Here is an 18,656-nt window from a genome sequence, read left to right as displayed (position 1 = left end):
AGTGCAGGCGGTTTTTTTAATCGATCAGCTGACGTCAACTTTCATCTGGTAAAAAGCCGTGTTCGACAATCAATAACTGGCGTGCCATCGTCTCAACCACGGACTGCAGATCTTCAAACTTGCGATAATGGCCACTGGCAATGAGTCTGGTGGTGACCGCTGTTTGTTGCGCAATTAAGGCAGAAACGACACCGAAAACGTCATCGACTGACAGGCCTTCACGACGAGGCAACTGTTCAATTTTCTCGCGGAAAATGCGATCGGCTTCGGCAGAAATGGCAGTTGTTTCTTGCTGCACTTGTTGTTGCAACGGTTTTGGGAAATGCGGTAAATCAGCATAGGCTTGCATCATCAAGCGGTATTCAGCCGGGAATTTGAATTGCAGTTTCAACTCATACTTAACTGCAGTGGTCATCATGGCAGCCAAGCCAGGGGCATTCTGCCACTTTTTGGGGTCCATGTGATCATAAATCCGATGATAGGCATATTTGAAAGCGTCAAGATACAGCGCTTGTTTATTGCCAAAATAATGGAAGAGCAAGCCCTTAGATACTTGTGCTTGGTTGGCAATCTGATCGGTTTTGCTCTTGATGAAGCCTTGCTGGCCGAAAATTTCCGTCGCTGTTTTGAGTATACGGGTGACTTTTTCGGGATCTGTCACAACATTTTTCATAGGCTCAAATCCTGACGACGATAACCGGCAATACCAAGAACAAATAATACTATAGCGCTAACAATCATCACGATTAGCCATGTTTGATCAACGTTTTCAACCGGTACATTGGCAATCCAGCCAAAAGGTGTGAAGTTGCCTGCGTGTTTTGGCAAATCAAACAATCCCCGGAAAATTTGAACGATCAGACCGGCTCCCATATACAGCCAGAATAGACTGCTTAAGCGTGGCCACAGACCGACTAGTGCGATGCCAAGGGCGATAAACGATATCACAGCCGGAACGCTAGCCGCAAATAGGCGACCGAGGTACTTGAGCGGCAACGGGTGACTGAGAACAGTGTTCCCAGTGAAGAACAAGGCCAGCAGCCCGGCAGAAAGGACGAACACGCCTGCCAGCAGACCAAAGCAATAGTAGCTGACACTGATCGTGGTTCGCGTTGGCTTTTCGGCATGAATGACGCTCAAGTAACCAAGGTTGTCATCGCGTTTGAGTCGGAATGCCACTTGGACGCCAGCAGTCACGGCTAATGCGACGAAAATGCCGAGATACATGCCTAAGAATGACAGGACCATGGTCTGATTGGCAGCGTTGATTTGGCCAACATCTAGTATTTTACGATAAAGCGGATTCGTTTTAAGAATGTCGCCAACGCCGCCGAGCACACTACCCATGACGCCGCCAAACACCACGGCGCCGATTAACCACCCAGCAAATAATCCGCGCTCTGTTCGCCACAGTAAGGCAGGGATCGAGCGAAGCCAGCCGGCAGCTTTGGCTCGGCCGGTGCGTTCAGCAATAATCCCGGCGCCCAGATCGCGGTTGCGGGCAATCATGGTGGCGCTGGCCGCAAGCAGAATGCTGACCAGTAAGGCCAAACCTAAGGCCCAGACGTTGTTATCAGTATAGAAGTTTGCTTTTTCGAACCAACCAATTGGTGATAACCACGTCAGGTTTTGATGCTGGATATCGGTGACCAGCCGAACCAAATAAGCGGCAGTCAGCACCAAGTAGCTCAACATATTGGCTGTACGTGTGTTATTGGTTAGTTGCGCGAATAGCAACGCAATGGTTCCAAATAGCAAGTTGGCGATCACCATCCCCAGTGAAAACAGGAAGTCACCGTACAAGTCAGTACCACCCATGTTGACAGCGGCCAACGAGACAAAATAGAGGATACCCATTATGGCACTGTCGATGAGAAGCTCAAGCGAAGCGGCGGTGATGGCAGCCGTTCGCCCAACATTGCGAGCGCGAACCATTTCGAGCAAGCCACTTTCTTCTTGACCGCGGGTGTTGCGAATCATCAGCGGCATAACCCATAAGGCCTGCAAAATAATCATGAAGACGACCATCACACCAGCAAACACAATCGCTGTGTTATACGTGTCCACCTTTGGCATCGCACCAAACATTGCCGCCATGCCCGGCGCTCGCAGCATTTTGACAATCTCTTTAGAGCCCGAGGCCCCGCCTGCAAAGGCTGCTTCCAATTTGCCAGCACCACTGGCAATCATCATGATCAAAATGACAAGCCAGATGAGTGAAAATTTTAGATTTTGTTTGAGGTTTGCCCGAAGCAGATAACCTGCGTTCCGATTACTGTGCCGCATGAGTCTCACCTTGCTTTCCATAATAACGCAGGAATAAATCTTCAAGCGTAGGTGGCGTTGATTGCATGTCGACCACGGTGTTGGCGGCCAGTGTGGTCATGATGGTGCCAAGCGCGTCTCGATCAGCGGTGAAAACCGCCTTGGTGTGCTCGGAATCGCGATAAGTGAGGTCGTGAACGCCTGCTTGCTTTGCCAAATCAGTCATTCGGGTAGCGGTGCTGACTTCAATTTTAATCCGCGATAGATGCCGCAATTGATCAAGATTGCCGCTCTCAATCACACTACCATCACGGATGATAACAATTGAATCACACATTCGCTCGACTTCGGACAAAATGTGGCTTGATAGCAGCACACTTTTACCGGCTTTTTTCAGTTTTAAAACTTCTTGCTGGAAAGTCTGCTCATTCAATGGATCAAGCCCAGAAGTGGGTTCATCAAAAATATACAGATCGGCATCTTGCGACAACGCAGCAATTAACGCTACTTTTTGACGATTGCCTTTTGAATAGGTACGAGCTTTTTTCTTCGGATCAAATTCAAAGGCCTTGATTAGTTCATCGGTCTTTTGATTATGCTGGCGGCCATTTAAACGTAGCAATAGGTCGATAATTTCGCCGCCAGAAAGATTTGGCCATAAATAAACGTCCCCAGGAATATAGGCGATGCGTGGATGAATCGCCGCATCATCCCGCCAGGCATCTTTGCCGAAGATGGTCACTGAGCCGCCACTCTTTTTTAATAAGCCTAAAATAACTCGAATGGTTGTGGATTTGCCGGCCCCATTAGGTCCTAGAAAACCCAGAACCTGACCGGGTGCCAACGTGAAACTGACATCTTTTAATGCGGCAAACTTGCCAAAGTTTTTTTGAAGATGGTCAAGTTCGATAATAGCTGTTGTCATTTTTGTCGTCCTCCTTAAGGTCAAACTTGAAACACGTTTTAATATGTCGATGTCTGATCAACCTTTTCGCCTGCAGTATAGTCGCGATTGACTGGCTAGTCAACGAATCGTTGACTCGTCAGTCAATAATTCTTATACGATGATTGAGAAGAGGAGACGACTTGAGATATGGCCCAAGCTTAACGTTTGTTGACAGCAAAAAACCGAACCCTGTTTGACGTTAAACAGAACTCGGTGCGGCATGTTTTTATAGGTTGGGGGTGAGACTAACCTCAGCTTTCCGGGAAAAAGCCTTGGTGTTTTAAGACTTTGAAGAGATCGCCGCGTTTTGCCGGCGTGGTGCTGGCAGCGCCAATCGCAAGATCGGTATAGCTTTCTTCGCGCGGATCGCCGCGGCGAGTGGCGTAGTAGTGGCTAACAGTGCGGTCAAAGTCAGTCATGGCTGTTGGTGAAGGGACAGGTTCATCATAGTGGTCGGTGAAAGCAACCAATTGCTGTGGCATCCGTGGCTTTTCGTCTGGATCATCGTCGGGAAAACCAATCGCCAGACCAAGTAGTGGAAAGGTGTACTTAGGTAGATGCAAAAGCTCAATCATGGCCTGCGCATCATTTTGAATACTGCCAAGGGTTACCGTTCCGAGGCCAAGACTCTCGGAAGCGACAACCATATTTTGTAAGGCAAGTGTAGCATCGGCACTCGCCTGCAGAAACTTATCCATTCGGCCAAGACGATCCAGTGATTGACCAGCAGCTGCTGTCAGTTTCGCAACGCGATTGAGGTCTGCTATGAAAATGAACAGCTCACCATTGCCGTTCAAATAGGTCTGCGTGCTGATTTTAGCAATTTGTGCACGAATTTCAGGATTGATAATGTGAATAACCGAAAACAACTGCAAGTACATTGAGGTCGCTGTATGTTGCGCCACATCCAGCAATGTTCGAATAGTGGCGCTGCTTAAATGCTGCGGCTTGAACTGGCGGATGGAACGATGGTGCAGTTGGTGACGAAGGGTGTCATTGAGATCCAAGTGGGGGTCACTCCTTTGGGTTGATTGGGATTAAGGCTATTTTACATTAAAAAACGAGGCAACTTGCCTCGTCACGAAATTAATCACGGCATCTTATCTATTTGGATCATGCCTACGCTCTCGGCGAATGAACCACCAAGAAACTAGTCCTATCAAAATTGCAAAAATTGCCAGACCAACCCAGAGTAACCACTGGTAAGCCCCTAAATGAATTTTTGCCGTCATAATTTTGCGGGTGAATGGTAAATGGACGAGCAGACCAAGTAGTAAATAACCCATCGAATAAAAGTAAAGGAACAACTTGATTCCAGTGGGGCGAGAGAAGAACGGTAGCAACGCACCAACAATCAAGCCACTGACAATTAGAATGAACTAAATTTGCGGTGAAATTGTGAGTTGCCAACTTGTTTTAAAAAAGAAAAGCAATCCCACTGTGCCAGCAAAAATGGCACCGCCACCAATGAAAAAGCCTACTTTTTGAGCCCGCGATGGTGTGCCAAATGCGTTACTACCAACTATCCAGAGAATGCTCCATGTCGCTATCAGAATGGTGATGTTCACAAGTAGAAGATTACCACTATCAAGCTTTACCTCGGGAGTTGTCAGGTTTGGCAGCAGCGTGAGAAGGACTAACATCATCATTAACTTCAAATTAAACCATGCAAAGTCAACAATATTTCTCGGAATTACTTTCAGCATTTCGGCCCCCGTTTTCGCGGGATCTTTCCCAAAGTACGTTTCAGCATCCATTCCATTCTGTTGTGCATCAATCAAGTCTTGAAGAATGGCCATTAAGTTTTCTTCAACAATATGGTCATCGCGAAACAGCGTATGAGCGCGCATATAGACGATTAAGTCTTCATAATAATGGCGACTTTCCACATTAAGCTGTTTTCGCAATTGGTCATTTTCATCAATTAATCGCTGTGTTTCCTGTTTCCGTTGTTTCATGGCTTGTCCTCCTCGTTGATGAGCTGATCGACATGGTCTTTCAGTTGTGACCACTGCTGTTGAAAAGTTTGACGCGCAGCCATACCCTCTGCTGTGACGGCGTAGTACTTGCGGCTGGGGCCGTCAGGTGAGGGACGCAGATGACTGATTAACAACCCTTTTCTCTCCATTGTCATCAGGAGTGGGTAAATCGTGCCTTTGGGAATATCAACAAAGCCAAAATCGTTAAGCGCCTCACTGATGGCATAGCCGTAAAGCTCTTCTCGGGAAAGCAGAATTAACAGGCAGCCTTGAAGAATCCCCTTGAGCATTTGGCTATTGGTATCTGTTGCCATCACATGTACCTCCCAACTAATATGCATTGCCTACTAGTAGTATAAAGAGCGTTGACTAGTATGTAAAGCAAAATAGTTGAAGCCTGAAAACTATTTGTTAACTGATCTTAAGTGATTGGCTCAGCGTCACCAGCATGAGCATTGTTTCCTAGATTGCATAATTAAAGTTACCACCCAGAAAATGTGAAAAAAGACCTGTCCGTTCTTGCTAAAATGGTGTTTGCATAACATACCATCTAGAGAGAAGGACAGGTCCCATGGCCATTATAACCTTAATTGAACGATCTCAGATAGAACTGATGCAACACCACACGATTCAATACATCGCCGCGACCTTAGGCCGCTCTCGTATTTCTATTAGGCATGAGCTTCACCGTTGCCCTGAAGGTGATTACTGCGCCATTATAGCTCAGGATCATGCCGATACTTGTCGGCATCGTTGTGGTCGGCACTCGATTTTAACGCCTAAGTTGAAGCGGATGGTAACTGAGAAGCTAAACCTAGGTTGGTCCCCTGAAATGGTCGGTTATGCCGTTCACTGTGCGCCACACACGATTTACCACTGGATTTATCAAAGACAAGTCGATTTTCAGCCAAGCCAACTCTTTGATCACGGTAAACGTCATAAAAGAAGACAAGACCTTCGGTCGCGCTATAACCAAGCAGTAGGCACCTCAATTGAGATTCGCAGTGAGTCAGCTAATCGGCGAACCGAAAAAGGACATTTAGAGATGGATACAGTTCGCGGTGGTCGCGGGTCAAAGGCTGCTGTTTTGACCATTGTCGATCGGGTGACACGTTTAATGGCGACAACTAAGCTTGAAAACTTATCACAAAATGCTGTTCTCAAGGGATTTGCAAGACTGATGGTGGACTTTCCGGGTCCGGTTCGATCAGTGACGGTTGATCACGGTAAAGAGTTTTCCTGCGATCAGGCGCTTACAAAGCGCTATCGGATACCGGTTTACTTTTGCCACGCCTATCACCCGAATGAACGGGGCACAAATGAACGGTTCAATCGAGAACTTCGCTACTATTTCCCGAAGGGAACACAGTTTGATCAGGTTTCAGAGACCGATATTCAACAAGCCACAGCGCTTATCAATAACAAACCTAGAAAATGTCTCCGTTGGCAAACCCCAGTTCAAGCAGTGAGCAAGCCTCTTTCTAGGTGGTAACTTTATTATTGCAATCTAGGTTTGACATCCAGTCAAAGCCAAACCGGAAAAGCCGATACATAAAAAAACAAGGCTTATTTGCCCTGAAAAGAGGTGTCGCGATATAATGAAAATAATAACAGGGTGGAGTGATATCGGATGAAAATTGGTATGATCGGATCAGGCAATGTCGGACAGGTTCTGACGCAACTTTTCGTGCAAGCAGGCAATGAAGTTGTCATCGCACATCGGGGTTCAGTCGATGCGCTAGAGGATTTAGCGCGCGTTCTAGGAGCAGAAGCTGGCACAGTTGAACAAGCCGAAGCACAAGAAATTGTCGTCTTGGCAGTGCCTTTTTTGGCGATTAAGGCTTTACCGGCACCATTGGCTCAAGATCCGATCATCATTGATGCCACCAATTATTTTCCTGATCGCGATGCGTGGATTGCTGAGATTGAACGTCATAAAAAAACGACGTCTCAGGTCGTCGCCGAGCATTTTCAATCAAGTAAAGTGGTCAAAGCGTTTAATACGATTGGGATGACCGTTCTCGCTAGGCTGGCACAACCTGAACAACCAGTTGATCGGATTGCGGTACCGTACGCCGGTGACGATGAACAGGCAAAAAAAGTGGTGGCGTCGTTAATCTGGACGATTGGTTTTGAACCGTTTGATCTAGGCGGTTTGGCAACAAGTTTTCCGGCGCAGGCAGATGGCCCGCTTTTTCTGGTCAACGAAACCGCCCCAGTGTTGCGCCAACATCTGAATCCCGAATAAGCTGATGAAGGCTGTCAGTAGAGCATCTTTTTAACCATGTTGTACCAGACTTCGCCAGCATGAGTAGAGGCAGCACGACCTTCATTTTGAAAGCCTTGATGTTCGTAAAAAGGGATCAACCGTTGTAGACAGGTTAAGGTGATCGCTTGGCGGTTTTGTGTACGTGCGACCTGGGTTAGTTGCTCAAGTAATTGAGAGCCGACATTTTGATGACGATGGCGCGGGGATACAGCGAGGCTTAAGACAGCGATGTACGGATCATCGGGCCGATTGGGCTGACTAGTACTGAAAAGATCATCTGTAATCGTTGGTTGATCAGTTGCTGGCCCGACTACGTAACCAACAATCGTGCCACCAGCGCGGGCAACAATGAAGGTGTCCGGATAGTTGGTAATGCGTGATGCCATGCTGGTTCTAGTGGCGGCCTCTTGTGGCGTAAATCCTGCTGTTTCGATAGTCATGATCGTATCAAGGTCGTTCAATTGTGCTTTTGAAAAATGCAGTTTCATCGTTTTCTCTCCTATTAAGGTTAAAGGGTGTAAAAGGGAACGGACAATGATGGATAAGCGATTAGTCAAGATTAGCAAGACGTTAAGCATGCTCTTGCGCCACCATCCAGAAAAGTTGGGCTTGGTGTTAGATCAGTATGGTCGGACAGATTGGAAAACATTGGTGCGACGCTTCAATGCGCATTATCAAATGCATCTTGATCGCCAAGTCTTACAAGCTATTATGGCACAAAGCACTAAAAAGCGATTTGCATTGGAAGGAACAACGATTCGGGCGGTTTACGGTCATAGTGTGCCAGTCATGCCGCTCACACCAGCAACTGAACCACCGCAGTGGCTGTATCATGGCACCTCACATCAGGCGGCCACTGTGATTGCTAAGGAAGGCTTACTGCCGATGAATCGGGATTTTGTGCATCTGTCTGAAGATGTCGCCACTGCTCAGCAAGTCGGTGCCCGTCATGACACTCATCCAGTTATTTATCGCATTGCCGCCCGTGATGCAGCCAAAAACGGGATCCTCTTTTATCCCACGAGCAGTCGTGTGTGGCTTGTTTCTGAGCTGCCAGCAAGTTTTTTACATCATCTAACTTCATACTTTCGAAGACCGTAAAATGTTTTTCAATGACAGATTACGGTCGTTTTTTTATGTTAGTATTAGGCATACTTAAAAAGGAGGTATCACGATGAAAGCCGATGAACCCGATGACTTACGGTTAAATCCGAAACAGTTCGCGAACCTTGTTGTTGAATCGCACCAAGTGCCTGACGACAAAGATCCAGAGACGATCGTCAAGCGAAAACTGACGCTCTATCTGACTGCATATTACTTAGCAGAGCGATTTAATGAGCTGCAACAGACGACCTTGAGCCATGCACCATCGCGGAAAAATTACCAAGAGTTGTTAAAAAAGCTCGAAGAAGAACGTTTCCAAGACTGGTAGACTGATACAGAATTAAGCACCTGTATTAGTAGCATGTGAATATATGAACATTACGCCAGCGTTATCTTTTTCCAAAGATGATTCATAACTGATGGACGCCTCCATTGGCTTAAAAAGCTAATTTTAAGCCAATGGAGGCGTTTTCGTTTTTCCCTGACATTTTTCTTATCGAAAGATCAGTGATTGTTCTTTTAGTGTTCTAAACGGGCTAAAGAGGCGATTTCGTGACGATAATCACGTACTATGACGGTAGAGACAAAAACTTATGAAAAGAGGTTGGGACTATGTTACTCACCGTCATTGCTTACGCCATGATCGTGGTCTTTATGTATGTCATCATGACTAAGAAACTTTCACCATTTACTTCCTTGGTTATGATCCCCCTGCTGTTTGCGATTATTGCGATGGTGGCCGGGGTGGCTAATAAAGGTACGATCGGCGATTTCGTGTTGAAGGGACTCACAACAACTGCCAACACGGGGATCATGCTCTTATTCGCAATTCTGTACTTCTCAATTATGTTAGACGCTGGTTTGTTTGATCCAATCACTGCCCGGATGATCAAAATCGCGAAGGGCGATCCGATGAAAGTCTTGATGGCAACCGCGATTGTTGCGATGGCCGTGTCACTAAACGGGGACGGTACGACGACAACTTTGATCTGCTGTTCCGCATTTATTCCAATCTATAAAAAGCTCAACATGAACATGATGAACTTAGGTGTTTTGATTATTTTGCAGAACACCATCATGAACTTACTGCCTTGGGGCGGCCCAACTGCCCGAGCAATGGCCGTGTTGAAAGTTGACGCTGATATTCTGACCTATCTGTTGCCAGGTATGATTCTTGCCTTAGCGTATGTTGTTTTCTACGTTGCACCGCGCATGGGCCGAGCAGAACGGAAACGGTTGGGTGTCCGAGAGTTAACGGATGCTGAAATCGATGAAATGACTTCCGTTGTCGACCCAGAAGTTTCTGAAATTCGGCGCCCGAACTTATTCCTTTTCAATGGTATTTTGACAATCGTCTTGATTGCTTGGTTGGTTGCAAGTTCCTTCATTAAAGCCATTGCAATGCCACCATTGTTGTTGTTCTTAGTTGGAACCTGTATCGCTTTAATGGTCAACTATCCGAAACTGGGCGACCAAAGCAAGCGGATCGGTGCTAACGGTGGCGATGCTGTCCAAGTTGTTATTCTTGTTTTTGCTGCTGGTGTCTTCATGGGTCTGTTCCAAGGTACTGGGATGGCAGAAGCGCTGGCCAAGAGTTTCACTTCCATTATTCCTGATTCATTGGCTGGCTTCTGGGGCCTTGTCATTGCCTTGATCTCTGCACCAGGGACCTTCTTCCTGAGTAACGACGGCTTCTACTTCGGAGTGATGCCGGTTCTGGCTACAGCTGGTCGAGCATATGGGTTCACCAACATGCAGATGGCGCTGGCTTCCTTGATGGGTCAGGCGTTCCACTTACTGTCACCATTAGTTGCCTTCATCTATCTGTTACTCCGGTTGACCGGCTTGGACATGGGTAAATGGCAGCGCGAAGCTGGTAAATATGCGTTAGGTGTGTTCGCTATCTTCGTTGTCACGGTGATGTTATTCGGTCACGTGCCATTCTACCTGCCGCAAAAATAACGTCCTAACTGAAAAATACACCGAAAAGCCAATCATGATTGGCTTTTCCCCGTACTATATAACTTATCAACAAGAAAATATTGCGAGGAGGTGTCCAGATGTTTAATTGGCTGCGGCGACGAAAGCAAACACCGTCTACAAAAGAACAAGTGCCACCCCAAATGTCAGCACCGGCCGCGCCGGTTGATGATGATTGGATTGATGTCCCAAACTATTTAGCTGTTGATCCGGCATCAGAACTGACCGTCAGTCTGATTGCCGCAGCAGTCACAGCCGATACAGCTCCTGATGCGCAGTTAGTGCTGAAGCATCTGTATGTCGAAAATCCTGAAGCAAAACGCGTCGGCTTGATCGCCAGCGCCATTGCGGCTGGTGATGGCCATGCCAATTATGTGGTCAAGTCAATCAAGAAAAAGGTGGAATGAAGAAGATGTTGAGGAAATTCAAGATCACGATTGATGGGAAAACCTATTTGGTCGAAATGGAAGAAATTGGCGGTGCGCCAGCCGCCCAGCCTGCGCCGGCCGCACCAGCTACGCCAGCGGCAACGCCGACACCGGCCACACCAGCTGCGCCAGCACCTGCAGCTCCGGTTGCGCCGACTGGGGAAGGTGAAGTTGTCACTGCACCGATGCCAGGCACGGTCACCAAAATTTTGGTTAAAGACGGTGATACAGTCACGGAAAATCAGCCGCTGATGATTCTGGAAGCCATGAAGATGGAAAACGAAATTGTGGCTCCTAAGGCAGGTACCATCGGCCAGGTGTTTGCAACACTTAACCAGAATGTCAATTCCGGCGACAATCTCATCAGCATTATTTAAGGAGGAGGGATGGCATGGAAGCGCTCATTCACGGAATCACCACGATCACATTAGGTCAAATCGCCATGATGCTGATCGGCGCGCTCCTGATGTATCTGGGAATCAAAAAAGAATATGAACCAACCCTTTTAGTTCCCATGGGCTTGGGCGCCATTCTGGTCAACTTTCCAGGAACAGGCGTCTTGACCCAAGTTGTTGGCGGCACCAAAGCAGAAGGGGTGCTTGATGTTTTATTCAAAGCCGGTATCAATACGGAACTGTTCCCACTGCTAATTTTCATCGGGATCGGCGCCATGATCGACTTTGGACCGTTATTACAAAACCCATTCATGCTACTGTTCGGTGCAGCAGCACAGTTCGGGATCTTTGCCACCGTTTTTGTTGCTGTCTTCTTCGGTTTCAATATCAAAGAAGCGGCTTCAATTGGCATCATCGGTGCCGCAGACGGCCCGACTTCGATTTTCGTTTCGAACCAACTTGCGCCAAATCTGTTAGGGGCCATCACAGTCGCTGCGTATTCGTATATGGCATTGGTGCCAATCATCCAACCAATGGCCATCAAGGCAGTGACCACAAAACATGAACGCCGGATTCGGATGACTTATAAGGCAGAAGGCGTTTCAAAGACGACAAAAATTCTGTTTCCAATCATTATCACCATCATTGCCGGGTTTATTGCCCCAATTTCCTTACCGTTAGTTGGGTTCCTGATGTTTGGCAACCTGCTGCGAGAATGTGGGGTGCTCGATCGGCTGTCTAACACCGCGCAAAACGAATTGGTCAATATTGTGTCGATTCTGCTTGGGCTAACGATTTCCGTTAAATTACAAGCTGATCAATTCTTGAACATTCAAACATTGATGATCATTGCTTTTGGATTATTCGCCTTCATCATGGACTCTGTCGGGGGTGTATTGTTCGCCAAATTATTGAATCTTTTCCGTAAAGATAAGATTAACCCAATGATCGGGGCGGCCGGCATTTCCGCTTTCCCAATGTCGAGCCGAGTGATTCAAAAAATGGCAACCGATGAAGATCCACAGAACTTTGTTTTGATGTATGCCGTTGGCGCTAATGTTTCCGGTCAAATCGGCTCCGTCATTGCCGGCGGACTGTTACTATCATTCTTTGGCGCATAAGAGCGTGAGCCAGCCCGGTTAGAAACCGGAGCATAAGTGGCCTCAAGCCAAACTGGCTGGGTCTTGGCCAGTTTGGCTTGAGGTCCTTATGTGCAGGTTTCTGGGCTGGAGATCGCGTTTAGACCCACGCAGGTTACTGCGCTGGTGAGCACGTTAAAAAGGGAGGTACTTCCATGAAAATTGACCCAGTTGCCGTTGAACAAGCGGGTGAATTGATGCTGATCGGTATGGGCGGCGTCTTCATCGTTTTATTCATTATTTATATCGTGGCGAAGTTATTACTGAAATTTGCCCCAGCTAAAAAAGCGGCGAAGTAACATGGCAACTTTAAAACGAATCTGGCTGGCATTGAATCCGCAAGAAGCAGCAGCATGGCAAGCCTTGCTGACGACTGCCGGGTTAGCTGCGGATCGTCAGGTTGACTATACAGTTGGTATTTTTGAAGGAGAAACGTTACTGGCAACTGGTTCGCTTTCCGGTAACATCATCAAGGAAGTGGCAGTTACACCGGCAACCCAGCATGAAAACTTGTTGGCACAGGTAATTCAGGCATTACTGGATCGGCTTGACGATGATGGTGTGACCCACAGCTTTGTCTATACCAAACCGACCACCGTTAAATTTTTCCTGTCATTGGGCTTCAAGCAACTGGCAGCAACCGATGCTGTTGTGTTACTTGAACGCGGTTATCCCAACTTGACCGATTATGTTTCTTCGTTAGAAAAGCAGCGGCGGCCAGAAAAACCAGCGGCAGCGATTGTCATGAATGCCAATCCGATCACGCGTGGCCATGCCTATCTGATTGAGACGGCGGCCAAAGCCAACCCAGTTGTTTATGTTTTCGTCCTGTCAGCGGAACGGTCTTTGTTCGCAGCTGATGAGCGGTTGACGCTAGTTAGAAAAGTTGCCGCTCGCTGGCCAAACGTCGTGGTGTTGCCAACCAATGACTATATGGTCTCAAATACTACTTTTCCGAGTTATTTTCTCAAAGAACGGGCAGATGCCGATGTGGCTGCTGTCCAAGCTCGGCTGGATGCTGCGCTTTTTAAACAAGCACTTGCACCCGTATTGGGGATTACTCGTCGCTATGTCGGCGAGGAACCGCTGTCGCCGGTAACGGCCATTTACAATCGGGAACTAGCGGCAACATTTGGTTCGGAGATTGAACTGATCGTCGTGCCGCGGCTCATGATTGACGGCGATGTTGTTAGTGCTACCCGTGTTCGCGCGGCAATGGCACAACAAGATTGGAAAACCGTGCAGCAATTAGTTTATCCAGAAGTTTATCAAGAAATAAAGGAGCGATCGACACATGGAAATTAAGCATCCTGCGACTGCTGGTACGCTGGAATCAAGTGATATTCAAATCACCTTGTCACCGGCTACCAGTGGGGTCGCCATTCAACTGCAAAGCAGTGTAGAAAAACAGTTTGGTCATCAAATTCGATCAGTCATTGAGGCCACCTTGGCCAAGTTAGGAATCGAAAATGTTGCCGTTGACGCGAATGACAAAGGCGCCTTGGATTGTACCATCAAGGCGCGGACGATCGCCGCTGTTTATCGTGCGTCTGACAATAAGACGTTTGACTGGGAGGAGATCAACGCATGGATAAATTAAGAAGAACCATGATGTTTGTGCCTGGTGCCAATCCGGGCATGTTACGTGATGCTCCGATTTATGGTGCTGATGCGATCATGTTTGACCTTGAAGATGCTGTTTCTTTGAAGGAAAAAGACACGGCGCGAATGCTGGTTTATTCAGCCCTGAAGACCTTTGATTACAGTAGCGTGGAAACAGTTGTGCGGGTGAATGCGTTAGATGCAGGCGGGGATCAAGACATTGAAGCGATGGTTCTTGGCGGCATTAATGTGGTGCGCCTGCCAAAGACCGAAACTGCTCAAGACATTATTGATGTTGATGCTGTCATCACAGCAGTTGAAGAGAAGTACGGCATTCAAAATGGCACCACGCACATGATGGCTGCAATTGAGTCGGCTGAAGGGGTTTTGAATGCTCGCGAAATCGCACAAGCTTCATCACGTATGATTGGGATTGCGTTGGGTGCAGAAGATTATCTGACGAGTCAACATACCCACCGCTCGACGGATGGCGCTGAATTGTCTTTTGCCCGTAACTATATCCTGCATGCTGCGCGAGAAGCTGGCATCGCGGCGATTGATACGGTCTATACACAAGTGGACAACGAAGAAGGTTTGCGCCACGAAACCGCCTTAATCAAACAGCTTGGCTTTGATGGCAAGTCCGTCATCAATCCACGGCAAATTCCAGTCATTAATGGGGTTTTTACCCCTGCTTTGGCGGAAGTTCAAAAAGCACGTGAGATTGTTGCTGGCTTGAAAGAAGCCGAAGCTAAGGGCGCGGGGGTTGTTTCTGTGAACGGGCAGATGGTTGATAAGCCAGTTGTCGAACGGGCACAGTATACCATCGCGCTCGCAAAGGCATCAGGAATGGAGGTAGACTGATGGTCAAGAATACACTCAACCGTGAGATCCCAGAACCATATGCGGATCAATACGGTGTTTATGGCGGCGAGTTTGCCAACATTAAGCCTTATGATGAACATGCCCGCCACATCAACCCGGTTAAGCCGGATCACAGCAAACTCGTGGCGTCAATTCACGATGCCATTGTGGCAACTGGACTGAAGGACGGCATGACCATTTCTTTTCACCATCATTTTCGTGAAGGGGACTATGTGATGAACATGGTCCTAGCTGAGATTGCCAAAATGGGGATCAAGAACCTGTCAATTGCGCCAAGTTCGATTGCCAATGTACATGAGCCATTGATTGAGCACATCAAAAACGGTGTGGTGACCAACATCACCAGTTCCGGCTTGCGCGACAAAGTGGGGGCAGCAATTTCAAGCGGCATCATGAAGAATCCAGTTGTGATTCGCTCACATGGCGGCCGAGCCCGAGCCATTGCTCGTGGCGATATTCATATTGATGTTGCCTTTCTTGGTGCCCCTAGCAGTGATGAGTACGGCAATATTAACGGCACAAAAGGTAAAGCGACCTGTGGCTCGTTAGGTTATGCCATGATTGACGCGAAATATGCGGATCAAGTTGTTGCCATTACTGACAGTTTAATGCCATATCCGAATACGCCAATCAGCATTCCGCAAACCGACGTTGACTATGTCGTGCAAGTTGATGCGATTGGCGATCCAACTGGGATCGCCAAAGGTGCGACCCGTTTTACGAAGAACCCGAAGGAATTAAAAATTGCGGAGTATGCGGCAGAGGTCATTACCAAATCGGCCTACTTCAAAAATGGGTTCTCATTCCAGACCGGTACTGGCGGCTCTTCGCTGGCTGTTGCGCGTTTTCTGCGGCAAGCGATGTTGGATCAAGACATCAAAGCTAGTTTTGCTTTGGGTGGCATTACCAATTCAATGGTTGAATTGTTGAAGGAAGGCCTTGTCGAAAAGATTATCGATGTGCAGGACTTTGACCATCCCTCTGCGGTTTCATTAGGCGAGAACGCAGATCATTACGAGATTGATGCTAATATGTACGCGTCACCGTTAAGCAAAGGTGCAGTTATCAATCAGTTAGATATTGCGATTTTATCGGCACTGGAAATTGATACTAACTTTAACGTTAACGTGATCACGGGTTCTGACGGCATTATCCGTGGCGCTTCCGGTGGCCATAGTGACACAAGTGCTGCCTGCAAAATGAGCATGGTGATTGCGCCACTGGTTCGCGGTCGAATCCCAACGATTGTTGAAAATGTCAATACTGTTGTGACACCGGGTGCCAGTGTTGACGTTGTCGTGACCGAAGTCGGCGTCGCTATTAATCCCGCACGGACTGATTTGATTGAAATGTTTAAAAATCTGAAAGTGCCGCTGTTTTCAATTGAAGATCTGAAAAAGATGGCCTATCAAATTACTGGTACACCGGAAGCCATCGAATATGGCGATAAAGTGGTCGCTTTGATCGAATATCGCGATGGCACCTTGATCGATGTGGTTCACAATGTTTAAATTAACCATTTTAAATGGTCCGCAAGTTGATCTTGGTCAAATGCTGGCCGCCAAAGATGCTCGCGTGGTTAAAGAGCGAGCGTTGTTGGTGGCTGCCCCAACCAATACGCTCTTGCACGTGACTTTGCGCATTCCTGGACCGGTTAAAACCGGTACTCGAATTGAAGTCGTTTTTTCGGCGGTCATGCAGACCTTGGCACAGCAACTTGGCGAGGCCGTTCGATCTTCGGACATTGACTTATTGCCAACTGGACCGGAAGCTTATTTTTTGACCACGCTGTCACCTTTGTCACTCAAGCGGCTCATGGTCGCGTTTGAAAATCAGCAACGGTTCTGTGACCTGCTGGATCTTGATGTTGTCACGTTACGCGATGCGGAACTGTATCAAGTTTCTCGCACGGACCTTGCCTTGCCACCACGTGCCTGTCTGGTTTGCGGCGGCGACGCCAAGGCCTGTGCGCGATCACGGCGGCACGGTTTGCCAGAGGTACAACAAGTGGTGGAAACAATCGTAAAAGAGAGCGCGAGCCAGACCGCTTAGAAACCGGAGCATATGTGGGCACAAGTGTGATGGCCGGGCTTTGCCCATTGCACTTGTGGTCCTTATGTGCAGGTTTCTGGGTCAGTGAATGCGTTTTAAAAGGAGGACACCCCATGCCTAAACAGAAAGTCCAATTCATGGAAACCGTTTTGCGTGACGGGCAACAAAGCCTGATTGCCACGCGGATGCCGCTCAGTGATATTTTGCCGATTCTCGATAAAATGGATGCCGCCGGCTATGCATCTTTGGAAATGTGGGGCGGGGCAACTTTTGATGCCTGTCTCCGTTATCTGAATGAAGATCCGTGGGAACGGTTGCGCAAGATTCGTAAGACGGTCAAGCACACCAAATTGCAAATGCTCTTGCGCGGGCAAAACTTGCTAGGTTACAAGAACTATGCCGACGATGTGGTCACTGACTTTGTCACAAAGTCAGTTGAAAACGGGATTGATATCATTCGTATTTTCGATGCGTTGAATGATACACGCAACTTGCGAACGGCGCTTGAAGCGACGAAGCAAGCAGGCGGGCATGCTCAACTTGCTATTTGTTACACAACCAGTGATTTCCATACGATCGACTACTTCATCAAGTTAGCCAAAGACATGGCTGACATGGATGCGGATTCAATTGCAATCAAAGACATGGCAGGCATTTTAACCCCACAGAAGGCGTTTGATCTGGTTACCGGTATTAAGCAGGAAATCAGCGTGCCACTGGAAGTGCATACGCACGCCACCGCTGGTATGGCTGAGATGACGTATCTGGAAGCAGTTCGCGCCGGTGCTGATATCATTGATACCGCGGTTTCGCCATTTGCTGGCGGCACCAGTCAGCCAGCAACAGAATCCATGCTGGTTGCGTTGCAAGATCTTGGCTATCCGACTGATGTTGATTTAAGCACGGTCAGTGACATCGCCACTTACTTTGCGCCGATTCGCGATCGATTCCGCGAGTCCGGTCAACTGAATCCGCGCGTGAAAGATGTTGAACCTAAATCCTTGATCTATCAGGTGCCAGGCGGGATGTTGTCTAACCTGTTGGCGCAACTAAAAGATCAAGGACAAGAAGCACTTTATGGCGATGTTTTGAAGGAAGTGCCGCGTGTCCGAGCTGACTTAGGCTATCCGCCGTTGGTTACACCGCTGTCGCAGATGGTGGGCACACAAAGTTTGATGAATGTCATGAGCGGTGAGCGTTATAAGTTGATTCCAAATGAAATTAAGGATTACGTGCGCGGCCTTTATGGTCGGCCGCCAGTGGCAATTGCACCCGAAATGGTGAAAAAGATCATTGGTGATGCACCGGTTGTCACACAACGTCCCGCGGATTTAATCAAGCCGCAAATGCCTGATTTCCGTCAAGCGATTGCACAATATGCGCACGACGAAGAGGATGTCTTAAGCTATGCTTTGTTCCCAGATCAAGCTAAAGATTTTCTTGGCCGGCGCGAAGATCCGTTTTATGATGTGCCGGAGCAGAAGGTGTCGCTAAGTTTTGAGCCGACGCATGATTGATCTGATGTTGACCGTCGTTGCGTGAGCCTGCTACACTAGTTGCCAGTTGTTCCTAGCTTCATTTCCCTTAAGCCGTTAACACCCCCGTTAACGGC

Annotated in this window: 21 protein-coding genes and 1 pseudogene; 15 read left to right on the top strand and 7 right to left on the bottom strand. The window is 47.8% G+C overall.

Going from position 1 to position 18,656, the window contains the following annotated elements:
* Positions 1-34: 34 nt before the first annotated feature.
* The 6 genes and pseudogenes from LBPC_RS09510 to LBPC_RS09485 all read right to left on the bottom strand — a co-directional run bounded on the left by LBPC_RS09510 (position 35) and on the right by LBPC_RS09485 (position 5,504).
* Complete coding sequence (locus LBPC_RS09510) at positions 35-673, bottom strand: TetR/AcrR family transcriptional regulator (RefSeq protein ID WP_004562093.1); 639 nt, start codon at positions 671-673, stop codon at positions 35-37.
* Positions 670-2,286: an ABC transporter permease gene (locus LBPC_RS09505; RefSeq protein WP_004562094.1), complete on the bottom strand. Its 1,617-nt coding sequence runs from the start codon at positions 2,284-2,286 to the stop codon at positions 670-672. The genes LBPC_RS09510 and LBPC_RS09505 overlap by 4 nt, the downstream gene beginning before the upstream one ends.
* Positions 2,273-3,190, bottom strand: a complete 918-nt coding sequence (locus tag LBPC_RS09500) for an ABC transporter ATP-binding protein (protein WP_004562095.1) — start codon at positions 3,188-3,190, stop codon at positions 2,273-2,275. The genes LBPC_RS09505 and LBPC_RS09500 overlap by 14 nt, the downstream gene beginning before the upstream one ends.
* A 272-nt stretch (positions 3,191-3,462) precedes the next feature.
* A complete protein-coding gene (locus LBPC_RS09495; RefSeq protein ID WP_003599183.1) occupies positions 3,463-4,218 on the bottom strand; it encodes an NADPH-dependent oxidoreductase in 756 nt (251 codons plus the stop codon).
* A 93-nt stretch (positions 4,219-4,311) separates the two neighbouring features.
* Positions 4,312-5,169 (bottom strand): annotated as a pseudogene (locus LBPC_RS09490) (hypothetical protein).
* On the bottom strand, positions 5,166-5,504 hold the full coding sequence (locus LBPC_RS09485; RefSeq protein WP_003566205.1) for a PadR family transcriptional regulator: 339 nt from the start codon (positions 5,502-5,504) through the stop codon (positions 5,166-5,168). Before LBPC_RS09485 ends, LBPC_RS09490 begins: the two are co-directional and overlap by 4 nt.
* Before the next feature lie 257 nt (positions 5,505-5,761).
* On the opposite strand from LBPC_RS09485, the gene LBPC_RS09480 reads away from it, so the two are divergent.
* Both LBPC_RS09480 and LBPC_RS09475 read left to right on the top strand, forming a co-directional pair.
* Positions 5,762-6,682: an IS30 family transposase gene (locus LBPC_RS09480; protein ID WP_003574021.1), complete on the top strand. Its 921-nt coding sequence runs from the start codon at positions 5,762-5,764 to the stop codon at positions 6,680-6,682.
* A 138-nt stretch (positions 6,683-6,820) separates the two neighbouring features.
* Positions 6,821-7,438, top strand: coding sequence for an NADPH-dependent F420 reductase (locus tag LBPC_RS09475; RefSeq protein ID WP_004562099.1), 618 nt, complete (start codon positions 6,821-6,823; stop codon positions 7,436-7,438).
* Positions 7,439-7,452: 14 nt separating this feature from the next.
* Here LBPC_RS09475 and LBPC_RS09470 read toward each other — a convergent pair whose 3' ends face one another.
* Positions 7,453-7,947 (bottom strand): GNAT family N-acetyltransferase, encoded by a 495-nt coding sequence (locus LBPC_RS09470; protein ID WP_004562100.1) that lies wholly within the window; start codon positions 7,945-7,947, stop codon positions 7,453-7,455.
* A gap of 46 nt (positions 7,948-7,993) precedes the next feature.
* Here LBPC_RS09470 and LBPC_RS09465 point away from each other — a divergent pair, with 46 nt between their 5' ends.
* The 13 genes from LBPC_RS09465 (at position 7,994) to LBPC_RS09405 (ending at position 18,561) form a co-directional block, all read left to right on the top strand.
* Positions 7,994-8,560: an RNA 2'-phosphotransferase gene (locus LBPC_RS09465; RefSeq protein ID WP_004562101.1), complete on the top strand. Its 567-nt coding sequence runs from the start codon at positions 7,994-7,996 to the stop codon at positions 8,558-8,560.
* Positions 8,561-8,633: 73 nt separating this feature from the next.
* Positions 8,634-8,891: a hypothetical protein gene (locus LBPC_RS09460; protein ID WP_003566197.1), complete on the top strand. Its 258-nt coding sequence runs from the start codon at positions 8,634-8,636 to the stop codon at positions 8,889-8,891.
* Positions 8,892-9,175: 284 nt separating this feature from the next.
* Positions 9,176-10,525, top strand: coding sequence for a CitMHS family transporter (locus LBPC_RS09455; RefSeq protein WP_003579853.1), 1,350 nt, complete (start codon positions 9,176-9,178; stop codon positions 10,523-10,525).
* A 98-nt stretch (positions 10,526-10,623) separates the two neighbouring features.
* Entirely contained in the window at positions 10,624-10,950 is a 327-nt protein-coding gene (locus tag LBPC_RS09450; protein ID WP_003579851.1) for a hypothetical protein, read from the top strand.
* Positions 10,951-10,955: 5 nt separating this feature from the next.
* Complete coding sequence (locus LBPC_RS09445) at positions 10,956-11,348, top strand: acetyl-CoA carboxylase biotin carboxyl carrier protein subunit (RefSeq protein WP_003579849.1); 393 nt, start codon at positions 10,956-10,958, stop codon at positions 11,346-11,348.
* 14 nt (positions 11,349-11,362) lie between these two features.
* On the top strand, positions 11,363-12,487 hold the full coding sequence (locus LBPC_RS09440; RefSeq protein WP_003566189.1) for a sodium ion-translocating decarboxylase subunit beta: 1,125 nt from the start codon (positions 11,363-11,365) through the stop codon (positions 12,485-12,487).
* A 173-nt stretch (positions 12,488-12,660) separates the two neighbouring features.
* Positions 12,661-12,804, top strand: coding sequence for an OadG-related small transporter subunit (locus LBPC_RS09435; protein ID WP_003566186.1), 144 nt, complete (start codon positions 12,661-12,663; stop codon positions 12,802-12,804).
* Position 12,805: 1 nt separating this feature from the next.
* Positions 12,806-13,810, top strand: a complete 1,005-nt coding sequence (gene citC / locus LBPC_RS09430; RefSeq protein WP_004562103.1) for a [citrate (pro-3S)-lyase] ligase — start codon at positions 12,806-12,808, stop codon at positions 13,808-13,810.
* Entirely contained in the window at positions 13,800-14,105 is a 306-nt protein-coding gene (citD, locus tag LBPC_RS09425) for a citrate lyase acyl carrier protein (protein WP_003566181.1), read from the top strand. Before citC ends, citD begins: the two co-directional genes overlap by 11 nt.
* Complete coding sequence (locus tag LBPC_RS09420) at positions 14,093-14,971, top strand: aldolase/citrate lyase family protein (protein ID WP_016365693.1); 879 nt, start codon at positions 14,093-14,095, stop codon at positions 14,969-14,971. Before citD ends, LBPC_RS09420 begins: the two co-directional genes overlap by 13 nt.
* Positions 14,971-16,503, top strand: coding sequence for a citrate lyase subunit alpha (gene citF, locus LBPC_RS09415; protein WP_003591165.1), 1,533 nt, complete (start codon positions 14,971-14,973; stop codon positions 16,501-16,503). Before LBPC_RS09420 ends, citF begins: the two co-directional genes overlap by 1 nt.
* Positions 16,496-17,044: a citrate lyase holo-[acyl-carrier protein] synthase gene (citX, locus tag LBPC_RS09410; RefSeq protein ID WP_004562105.1), complete on the top strand. Its 549-nt coding sequence runs from the start codon at positions 16,496-16,498 to the stop codon at positions 17,042-17,044. Before citF ends, citX begins: the two co-directional genes overlap by 8 nt.
* 113 nt (positions 17,045-17,157) lie before the next feature.
* On the top strand, positions 17,158-18,561 hold the full coding sequence (locus LBPC_RS09405) for an oxaloacetate decarboxylase subunit alpha (RefSeq protein WP_004562106.1): 1,404 nt from the start codon (positions 17,158-17,160) through the stop codon (positions 18,559-18,561).
* Positions 18,562-18,656: the final 95 nt, after the last annotated feature.

It is taken from the genome of Lacticaseibacillus paracasei subsp. paracasei (assembly GCF_000829035.1).
Taxonomy (GTDB): Bacteria; Bacillota; Bacilli; order Lactobacillales; family Lactobacillaceae; genus Lacticaseibacillus; species Lacticaseibacillus paracasei.
The sequence above is the reverse complement of the archived record's forward strand: the minus strand, read 5'-3'. Positions and strand labels throughout refer to the sequence as shown.

Coding starts and splice junctions, on each gene's coding strand:
- LBPC_RS09510 (WP_004562093.1), bottom strand. CDS start 673: ATGAAAAATGTTGTGACAGATCCCGAAAAAGTCACCCGTATACTCAAA.
- LBPC_RS09505 (WP_004562094.1), bottom strand. CDS start 2,286: ATGCGGCACAGTAATCGGAACGCAGGTTATCTGCTTCGGGCAAACCTC.
- LBPC_RS09500 (WP_004562095.1), bottom strand. CDS start 3,190: ATGACAACAGCTATTATCGAACTTGACCATCTTCAAAAAAACTTTGGC.
- LBPC_RS09485 (WP_003566205.1), bottom strand. CDS start 5,504: ATGGCAACAGATACCAATAGCCAAATGCTCAAGGGGATTCTTCAAGGC.
- LBPC_RS09480 (WP_003574021.1), top strand. CDS start 5,762: ATGGCCATTATAACCTTAATTGAACGATCTCAGATAGAACTGATGCAA.
- LBPC_RS09475 (WP_004562099.1), top strand. CDS start 6,821: ATGAAAATTGGTATGATCGGATCAGGCAATGTCGGACAGGTTCTGACG.
- LBPC_RS09470 (WP_004562100.1), bottom strand. CDS start 7,947: ATGAAACTGCATTTTTCAAAAGCACAATTGAACGACCTTGATACGATC.
- LBPC_RS09465 (WP_004562101.1), top strand. CDS start 7,994: ATGATGGATAAGCGATTAGTCAAGATTAGCAAGACGTTAAGCATGCTC.
- LBPC_RS09460 (WP_003566197.1), top strand. CDS start 8,634: ATGAAAGCCGATGAACCCGATGACTTACGGTTAAATCCGAAACAGTTC.
- LBPC_RS09455 (WP_003579853.1), top strand. CDS start 9,176: ATGTTACTCACCGTCATTGCTTACGCCATGATCGTGGTCTTTATGTAT.
- LBPC_RS09450 (WP_003579851.1), top strand. CDS start 10,624: ATGTTTAATTGGCTGCGGCGACGAAAGCAAACACCGTCTACAAAAGAA.
- LBPC_RS09445 (WP_003579849.1), top strand. CDS start 10,956: ATGTTGAGGAAATTCAAGATCACGATTGATGGGAAAACCTATTTGGTC.
- LBPC_RS09440 (WP_003566189.1), top strand. CDS start 11,363: ATGGAAGCGCTCATTCACGGAATCACCACGATCACATTAGGTCAAATC.
- LBPC_RS09435 (WP_003566186.1), top strand. CDS start 12,661: ATGAAAATTGACCCAGTTGCCGTTGAACAAGCGGGTGAATTGATGCTG.
- citC (WP_004562103.1), top strand. CDS start 12,806: ATGGCAACTTTAAAACGAATCTGGCTGGCATTGAATCCGCAAGAAGCA.
- citD (WP_003566181.1), top strand. CDS start 13,800: ATGGAAATTAAGCATCCTGCGACTGCTGGTACGCTGGAATCAAGTGAT.
- LBPC_RS09420 (WP_016365693.1), top strand. CDS start 14,093: ATGGATAAATTAAGAAGAACCATGATGTTTGTGCCTGGTGCCAATCCG.
- citF (WP_003591165.1), top strand. CDS start 14,971: ATGGTCAAGAATACACTCAACCGTGAGATCCCAGAACCATATGCGGAT.
- citX (WP_004562105.1), top strand. CDS start 16,496: ATGTTTAAATTAACCATTTTAAATGGTCCGCAAGTTGATCTTGGTCAA.
- LBPC_RS09405 (WP_004562106.1), top strand. CDS start 17,158: ATGCCTAAACAGAAAGTCCAATTCATGGAAACCGTTTTGCGTGACGGG.